The following is a 6592-nucleotide window of genomic DNA, read 5'->3' as shown; positions in this document are numbered from 1 at the left end:
CGCTGGTACAAGCTGGCACCCCTCCCATCCCTGCAAGCACCCCCGTTCCCCTCGTTCTGTCCCCCCCCCCCCCGCTCCGTGTCCCGGCGGGAACGGGCCGATCGCCGGCCGCCGGACCGTGACCTCGGGGTGAGCGGAGGGTGCGAGGAGCGCGGCGGCGCCGTCACACCCCCGTCGTGGAGCCGGGCCGGACGATCATGAGCACGGTGACCGTGGCCCAGAGCAGGTTGAACACACCGGTGAGCAGGGCCAGACGGCCCGGTGCCGACGAGGGGGCCGCCGTCACCGTGCCGCCCGCCTCGGCCAGGGCGTCGTCCTGGGCGGGAAGGATCAGCAGGGCCAGGACGCCGGCGGCCGCGGTGGTGAGCAGGATCGAGAGGATCAGCCACGAGTCGCCGAGGACGCCGAGGCCGGCGGCCGTGGCGAGACCGAAGACGGGTACGGCGACCCCGGCGGTCGCGTAGACCCGGCAGATCCGGTGCAGCGTCCGGAGCGTCGGCAGGGCGTCGCCGTCCCCCTCGGCGGACGGAGCCAGGGCGCGGCGCAGCACCGGGGGGAACATGCTCGCGGCGACGGTGACCGGCCCGACGGCCACGAGGGCGGCCAGGACGTGCAGGGACAGGAGGATCTTGTTCACGCCCGGCCTCCCCGAACCCTGCTGCGCCTCCCGGTGACCTTCGAGGCCGGAAGCCTGCCGGCCTTGGAGGTGCCGGCGAGGGTGTCGCCGTCGACGACCACGTCGAAGGCGAGGTTCAGCCGCATCGGCTTGGTGACCGCCAGCTTCCACGTGAGCCGGTGCTCGTCGAGCCTGATCTCGCCGAGGGGTACCTCCTCACCGGTGCCGCGGGCGGTTCCGGTCAGGACGCCGTCCCGCTCCCGTAGTTCGACCACGGCCTCGACCGTGCCGAGGGGGGTGGAGACGGACAGGTTCCAGGTTCCTTCGACGGACATGGTGGTGCGCTTCCTTCCGGAGAGGGGCGGTGCCGGGGGAGAGGAGTGCCCTCTCCGGGCGGGCCGGGGCGTTTCAGAAGGCGACGGGGACCGGGCCGCGGGCGCGCCAGACGGTGCCGCGCCGCTCGTGGGCGAACAGCTCCTCGACGGCGTGCGCGACACGCGGTCCCACCTCGCGCTCCAGCAGATAAAGGCCCAGGTCGAGCCCGGAGGTGACGCCGGCGCCGGTGACGAGGTCGCCGTCGTCCACGAAGCGGGCGCGGACGGCGTGGGCGCCGGTGGCGTCCAGCAGGTCCAGGCCCAGGTGGTGGGTGGTCGCGTGCCGGCCCTCCAGCAGACCTGCCATGGCCAGGACGAGGGAGCCGCCGCAGACCGTGGCGACCGTCGTGGCGGGGTCGTCCATCGCCGTCCTGAGGAGGGCGGGCAGCTCGGTGGCCAGCGTGCGGCCGAGGAGCACCGGGATGGACTCGTCCTGCCGCCCCGCGCCGGTGCCCGCCTCGTCTCCCGGGAGCGCGTCGGGGTCCCCGGTGCGGCCCGAGGCCCCCGGCACCAGCAGCAGGTCGGCGCGGAGCGGGTCGAGTGCGGCGGTGGCCCGCAGCGTCAGCCCTCCCGTACCGCTGACGACCTCCCGGGGCCCCTCCGCCGAGGCGAGTTCCACGGTCACCGCGCCGTCGGACGCGAGGCCGCCGGCGTGGAGGACCTCAAAGGGGGCGACGACGTCGAGGGGGTCGAAGCCGTCGAACAGGACGATCTGGACGTGCATGCGGTTCCTTCGGGTGCCGGTCTTCCGGTGACGCCCCGAGTCAACCGGCCGGCGCGGTGATCGCCCAGTGGCAGGAGCGACGACTTTCCCCGGGAAATTGCCACGCCCTGCCTGACGACGTAGAACTGCGTTGACATGGGGTGTCACGGAGGCGGACGCGCTCAGGCCCTGCCTCGGGGAGAAGGGTTCGGGCCATGCACACCGTCGCCGTCCTGGCGCTGGACCGGGTGATCCCGTTCGACCTGTCCACGCCGATCGAGGTCTTCGAGCGGACCCGGCTGCCCGACGGGCGCCCCGCCTATCGCGTGCGGGTCTGCGCCGAGCGCGAGGAGGTCGACGCGGGGGCCTTCACGCTGCGCGCACCCTGGGGTCTGGAGGGGCTCAGGGGCGCCGACACGATCATCGTGCCGGGCGTCGCCGACCCCACGGCGCCGCTCTCGTCCGCCGTGCGGGACGCCCTGCGGGCGGCCGCCGCCGAGGGGACGCGCATCGCCTCGGTCTGCGCCGGCACCTTCCCGCTCGCCGCCACGGGGCTCCTCGACGGGATGCGTGCCACGACCCACTGGGTCGCCGCCGGCCTGCTGGCGGAGAGGCATCCGGCCGTCGACGTCGACCCGGACGTCCTGTACGTCGACAACGGGCAGTTCCTCACCTCGGCCGGAGCGGCCGCGGGCCTGGACCTGTGCCTGCACATGATCCGGCGCGACTACGGATCGGCGGTCGCCGCCGATGCCGCGCGCCTCTCGGTGATGCCGCTCGAACGCGAGGGCGGACAGGCGCAGTTCATCGTCCACGATCACGTTCCCACGCCCCGGGGCTCCGACCTCGACGCGCTGCTCGACTGGCTGCGCGAGAACCTCGGCAGCGACCTCACCCTCGCCGACCTCGCCGGCCGCTCCGGCACCAGCACGCGGACCCTCATCCGGCGCTTCCGCGACCAGACCGGGACGACCCCGCTCCAGTGGCTGCACCGCGCCCGGATCCGCCGGGCCCAGCACCTGCTGGAGACCACCGACCACTCCGTCGAACGGATCGGCACCCAGGTCGGCTTCGGCTCGTCGACGGCCTTCCGCGACCGGTTCAAACGCACCACCGGCGTCAGCCCCCGGACCTACCGGCGCTCGTTCGGCCGCGGGCCCGACCGAGGGCCCGGGCAGGGGCCGGCCCCCGCGTCGCCGTCCGGCTCACCCTTCGGGGAGCGCGCCGGGACCTGACGCGGGGGCCGACCGCGCGCCCGTCAGGGAACCGCGGTCGGGCGGAAGCTCTGCGACGGGGATCCGTCGCAGGCGCGCTGCACGAGCTGGACGCCGGTCGTGGCGGAGCCGCCCGCGGTGAGGCACCTGCCGCTGTGGCGGGCGACGAAGTGGTAGCGGCCGGACGGTTCGCCCACCGGCAGCCACTGCTGGTTGGCGCCGCCCCCGTACGCCCACAGCTGGAGCGGCGCGCCGTCGGCGGAGGACCGGCCGGAGACGTCGACGACCTGCTGCGGGGCGTTGCGGACACCGATGCGGCTGTAGCCGTCGCCGGTGGGGGTGAAGCGGAACTGCTGGGCCTGGGTGCCGTTGCAGGTGTACTGCTGGACGGCGGTGCCGTCGGCCGTGCCCGCGGCCCGGGCGTCGACGCAGAGTCCGTTCGAACCGGCGGCGAGCGCGTACCACGAGTCCCCGGGGAAGGTGCCGGGCGGGGCGGTGCCGACGCCCGCGAGCCACCGGAGGCCGTCCAGCAGGAGACGGTTCTGGGTGGGGCTCGCGAAGGTCGACGAGAGCCGGGTGTTCGTGGAGTAGTTCATGGCGTTGTGGCCGAAGTTGGCGTAGAGCATGCGGTACTGCGTGTTGGTCCAGACGAGCGGGTAGTCACCGCTGTACCAGGACTGATCGGGGTCCGTGCCGAGCGGGAAGCTGACGGGGTCGACCGACGCGAGCACCTTGATCGACGGGTTGGACCGCAGGTTGTCCGACCAGCTGTACCACTCGCTGACGGCGGAGGTCCACGTCGCGGGCAGGCCGGCGGCGGCCGGATGGGAGCCGTTCTCCGTGCGGACGACCGCGGTCGTCGGCCCCCAGGTGTTGGAGCGGAAGTTCCCGCTGCCCAGGAACTGGTGGTGGTACCAGTCCCAGCTGGAGGCGTCGGTGGTGAACGCCGAGACGTGGAAGCCGAGCCACCCGCCGCCGGCGCGCATGTAGCGCTCGAACCCGGCCCGCTGGGCGGCGCTGCGGGGCGCGTCGTCGAGGAAGAGCACGACGTCGTACGCGTCGACGCCGCCGTCGGCGAGCAGGTTCCAGTCGGTGGTCGCGGTGTAGGAGAAGTTCTGGGCCGCGGCGGTCCGCGGGAACCAGTCGTTGGCCTCCTTCACGAAGTCGATGTGGGCCGCGTCCCAGGTGCCGTTGGAGAACGCGATCACGCGGAAGTCCGGTGCGGCGGGCGCCGCGTGGGCGGGTGCGGTGGCCCCGAGACCGAGGAGGAGGGCCATCAGGCCGAGGAGGCGCACGAGGAGTCGGTTCACGGGTAGCTCACCAGGTTCGCCACGTTGGTGGAGGAGTTGGACGGTCCGCCGCGGTCGTTGACGACGTGCCGGATCGTGCCGGTTCCGCCGAGCGAGACGGTGACCATGTTCCGGAACCGGACGTCGGGGCGCTGGGGCGCCTCGATGGCGTGCTCGGCGGCGACACCGGGGCTGACGTTGAAGTAGCAGTAGCTGCCGAGCCCGTACGCCTGGTGGCTGGTGACGGAGTCGGCGACCTTGTAGGCGGCGTAGCCCTGGGTGGTGCCGTTCATCCAGGCCGCCTGGCTGGGCGGGTCGTACGGCATCTCGTTCTGGTAGAAGTACGTCCGGCCCCGGTTGCCGTCCCAGAGCGTCTGGTGCTTCTGGTAGTGCTCGACGAACAGGCCGTACATGGTGACGTCGTCGCCGTTGACGACCAGACCCGTGTCGGCGGTGTTCACGGTCCAGCCGACCCCGGACCCGTGGTCCGCGCGCCAGACCCAGAGGTGGTCGCCGATCACGTGGTCGCTGTTGACGACGAGGCTGGTGGTGGCCTTGCCCACGCCCGCGCCGCCGACGCGGAAGTACACGTCGTGGAGCGAGGTCGGGTCGGTCGCGTGCGAGGCGGACGACCCGGCGGGGCCGAGCTCCAGCAGGGACGGCGAGGTGACCGTGCCGGCGTCGAAGAGGACGCCGGCGATCTTCACGCCGTCGACGTCGGCGACGGTCATCGCCGTGACGCCGTTGTCCGGGACGAAGGTCGCGAGGCCGAGGCCGAGCACGACGGTGCCCGGACGGGTCACCCGCAGGGTCTGGTTCAGGTGGTACACGCCCGGGGTGACGAGGAGGTCCTTGCCCTCGGCGAGGGCCGCGTTGATCTGGGCGGCCGTCGCGCCGGGCTTCACCACGAAGAAGCGCTCGATGCCGAGCTGCGTCCCGGCGGGCGTGCCGCCGGCCGTCCAGCTCGCGCCGGTCGAGTCGGTGCGCGGGGCGGGCACGACGACCTTGTACGCGCCGGCGGCGTCCACGGTGAGGTACGGCTTCTCCCGCACGACGGGGGAGCGGTCGACGGTCGTGTACGGCGGGTTCGGGAAGCTGGTGCCGGGGACGCCCTGGCTGCCGACGAAGACCATGTTCCAGTTCGATCCCGTCCAGGAACCGAGTTGCGAGTTGCGGGTCAGCCACTGCTGCTGGGTGCCCGACCGCACCTGGCCGTCGATCTTGGAGTCGGCCATGAAGCCGCCGCTGGACCAGCCGCCGTCACTCAGTTCCAGATTGCCGCGCACGTGCATCCGCCGGTATGCCGACGCCTGCGAGACGGCCCAGCGGTCGGTGCCGCCGGTGGGGGTCACGGAGAGGTTCTCGGCCCCGCGCCAGAAGTTCTGGGTGGCGTTCTGCGGCGGGAACCAGTCGGCCTCCACGTGCACCGCGCCGTTGATCGTCACCGCGTCGGGCGACGCCCCGAGGCCGATCACCTGGGTGTAGAAGCCGACGTTGACATCGTTGTTGTACGTGCCCGGCTTGAAGAGGACGGCGTACCGTTCCTGGCCGAACTGGTTCGTCTCCTGCCGCTGGAAGATGGTGTCCAGACGGCCCTGCACGGTCGAGGAGGGCATCGACGGGTCGAGGACGACGACGTTCGGGCCCAGGTCGACGTCGCCCGGTGCGGTGCCGACCGGCGCGATCCTGAAGCGCTGGGCCGCCGTGCCGTTGCACGCGTACTGGACGAGCTGCACGCCGTCGGCGGTGGACGCCGCGGGCACGTCGAGGCACTTGCCGCTGTTGCGGTTGACGAGCCGGAAGGTCCCGTCACCCTCGTCGACCGCCCGCCACTGCTGGTTGAGGCCGCCGCCGTACGTCCACAGGTGGACGCGGGCGTTGTCGGCGGTGGAGACGTCGCTGACGTCGACGACCTGCGCGGTGTCGTTCCGGCTGCCGATCCTGACGTGGCCGTCCGAGGTCGGCTCGACGTTCCACCGCTGCGCGGTGGTGCCGTTGCACGCGTACTGCTGGACGGCGGTGCCGTTGGCGGTCGAGGCCGCCCGGGCGTCGAGGCACTTGCCGCTGCCGGCGTTGACGACGGTGACCGTGCCCGTCGGGACCTCCGCCGCGGCCGCCGGGGGCGCGGCGGAGGAGGCGGGGGAGAGGGCGACGAGGACGGACGAGAGGGCGGCCCCCGCGACGAGGACCGCTCCCAGCCGGCGGGGGGCCGAGCGGGCACGGGCGGGGCGCCGGGGCGCGGCGCTCCCGGGACGGACGGAAGGAGGGGCGGACATGCGGACTCCTTGACGGGGTGGGGGGAGGGGAGGGCGCGTACCCGGCGCCCGGGCCGGCCCCGGTGGCCGGTGCGCCGGCTTGTTTGTCCTTGGAGGCCGACAAAAGTCCTGTCAGGGGAA

At 73.2% G+C, this 6592-nt stretch carries 6 protein-coding genes; 1 reads left to right on the top strand and 5 read right to left on the bottom strand.

Annotated elements, in window-relative coordinates; all coding sequences use genetic code 11:
• Nucleotides 1-163 precede the first annotated feature (163 nt).
• From ACZ60W_RS36830 to ACZ60W_RS36820, 3 genes are all read right to left on the bottom strand, one after another.
• A complete protein-coding gene (locus ACZ60W_RS36830) occupies nt 164-637 on the bottom strand; it encodes a hypothetical protein (protein ID WP_469759766.1) in 474 nt (157 codons plus the stop codon).
• Nucleotides 634-951: a hypothetical protein gene (locus ACZ60W_RS36825; protein WP_469759765.1), complete on the bottom strand. Its 318-nt coding sequence runs from the start codon at nt 949-951 to the stop codon at nt 634-636. Before ACZ60W_RS36825 ends, ACZ60W_RS36830 begins: the two co-directional genes overlap by 4 nt.
• Before the next feature lie 73 nt (nt 952-1024).
• Nucleotides 1025-1714, bottom strand: coding sequence for a DJ-1/PfpI family protein (locus tag ACZ60W_RS36820; RefSeq protein ID WP_469759764.1), 690 nt, complete (start codon nt 1712-1714; stop codon nt 1025-1027).
• Nucleotides 1715-1908: 194 nt separating this feature from the next.
• Here ACZ60W_RS36820 and ACZ60W_RS36815 point away from each other — a divergent pair, with 194 nt between their 5' ends.
• Complete coding sequence (locus ACZ60W_RS36815; RefSeq protein ID WP_469759763.1) at nt 1909-2928, top strand: GlxA family transcriptional regulator; 1020 nt, start codon at nt 1909-1911, stop codon at nt 2926-2928.
• Nucleotides 2929-2951: 23 nt separating this feature from the next.
• Here ACZ60W_RS36815 and ACZ60W_RS36810 read toward each other — a convergent pair whose 3' ends face one another.
• Complete coding sequence (locus ACZ60W_RS36810) at nt 2952-4184, bottom strand: ThuA domain-containing protein (protein ID WP_469759767.1); 1233 nt, start codon at nt 4182-4184, stop codon at nt 2952-2954.
• A 29-nt stretch (nt 4185-4213) separates the two neighbouring features.
• Nucleotides 4214-6472: an RICIN domain-containing protein gene (locus ACZ60W_RS36805; protein WP_469759762.1), complete on the bottom strand. Its 2259-nt coding sequence runs from the start codon at nt 6470-6472 to the stop codon at nt 4214-4216.
• Nucleotides 6473-6592 lie beyond the last annotated feature (120 nt).

This window comes from Streptomyces sp. NPDC104202 (assembly GCF_055584185.1).
Note: the sequence above shows the minus strand (reverse complement) of the source record. Positions and strands in the feature narration are given on the sequence as shown.